This is a genomic window from Vibrio sp. 1F169 (genome assembly GCF_041439605.1).
Classification (GTDB): Bacteria; Pseudomonadota; Gammaproteobacteria; order Enterobacterales; family Vibrionaceae; genus Vibrio; species Vibrio tasmaniensis_A.
In genome coordinates this window covers 1-1,292 of the sequence record NZ_JBGOOI010000176.1, presented here as the reverse complement: position 1 = coordinate 1,292, position 1,292 = coordinate 1, and the positions used below count along the sequence as shown (strand labels likewise).

Here is a 1,292-nt window from a genome sequence, read left to right as displayed (position 1 = left end):
TGTACCGTCCTAAATATGGTTGACACATTTCCAACATGAAATTGGAGAGTGTCATGAAAACAACAAGTAGACGTACTCAACGAGATTATTCTCTTGCCTTTAAATTGGCAGTCGTAAGCCAAGTTGAAAAAGGCGAAATGACTTATAAGCAAGCTCAAGAACGTTATGGGATCCAAGGTCGCTCTACCGTTTTAGTTTGGCTTCGCAAACATGGTCAACTAGATTGGTCTAAAGGAATAGAACAATCGAGAGCGTTAGGAGCGACTATGTCAAACTCTTCCTCAACTCAAACCCCAGAGCAACGAATCAAAGAGCTCGAGCAGCAATTAGAAGAGACTCAGCTCAAAGCTGAGTTCTTTGAAGCGGTTGTAAAAGTCATGGATCGAGATTTCGGTGTCCGAATCTCAAAGAAGCGCAAGGCCGAGTTATTAAGGAAAAAACGGTCAGAAAGTTGACCGTCACTAAAGCTTGTCACTTCATAGGTATTACACGACAAGCTTTCTACAAGCGCTGTGTTGCAGAAATTCATCAGACAAAGAAAGATGAATCAGTACTCGGTTTTGTGAAGGAGCAAAGGATGATGCACCCTCGTATAGGGACTCGTAAGATCAAGTATTTACTTGCTCAGAACGATATTGAAATCGGGCGAGACCGCTTATTCTCTCTGCTGAGAATGAATCGATTATTAGTGCAGAATCGAAGGGCTTATCATCGAACCACAAACAGTAATCATCGCTTTTACTGCCATCCGAATCGTGTCAAAGAAGGCTTAATACCGGAAAGACCAGAGCAATTATGGGTTGCCGATATTACTTATCTAGCAACGCGGCGTGGTAGTACTTATCTCAGTTTAGTGACGGACGCTTACTCAAGAAAAATCGTGGGCTATCACATAAGTGATGATATGAAGGCTCGCACGGTCAAGCAGGCCTTTTTAAACGCGTTGAAAGAACGGAAGAATACAGGTGAGCTTGTACATCACTCAGATCGAGGTGTTCAGTACTGCTCTGTTGAATACCAAGAGTTGCATCGACAGTATGATGTATCTTGCTCAATGACTGATGGCTATGACTGTTATCAGAATGCGTTGGCAGAGAGGATCAACGGAATACTGAAGATGGAGTATCTGTTGAATAAGCCTAATGATTTAGATGAAGCAAAGAAAATGGTCGCCGAATCAGTAAAAATCTATAATGAATATAGGCCTCACACAGCTCTAAAATACAAAACGCCCGATGAAGTACATCGAGCGTTTTAGTCAATCAAGTGTCAACCCATATCAGGACGGGTCA

Annotated in this window: 1 protein-coding gene; it reads left to right on the top strand. The window is 42.3% G+C overall.

Translation table 11 applies throughout. The annotated features are described in order from the left end of the window. The first annotated feature begins 53 nt into the window (after positions 1 to 53). Positions 54 to 1,258, top strand: a protein-coding gene (locus ACED53_RS23440; RefSeq protein ID WP_102456461.1) for an IS3 family transposase whose coding sequence is annotated in 2 segments (ribosomal slippage) — positions 54 to 441 and positions 441 to 1,258 — 1,206 coding nt in all. Because the reading frame shifts where the segments join, the coding sequence is not laid out codon by codon here. The last annotated feature ends 34 nt before the right edge of the window (positions 1,259 to 1,292 follow it).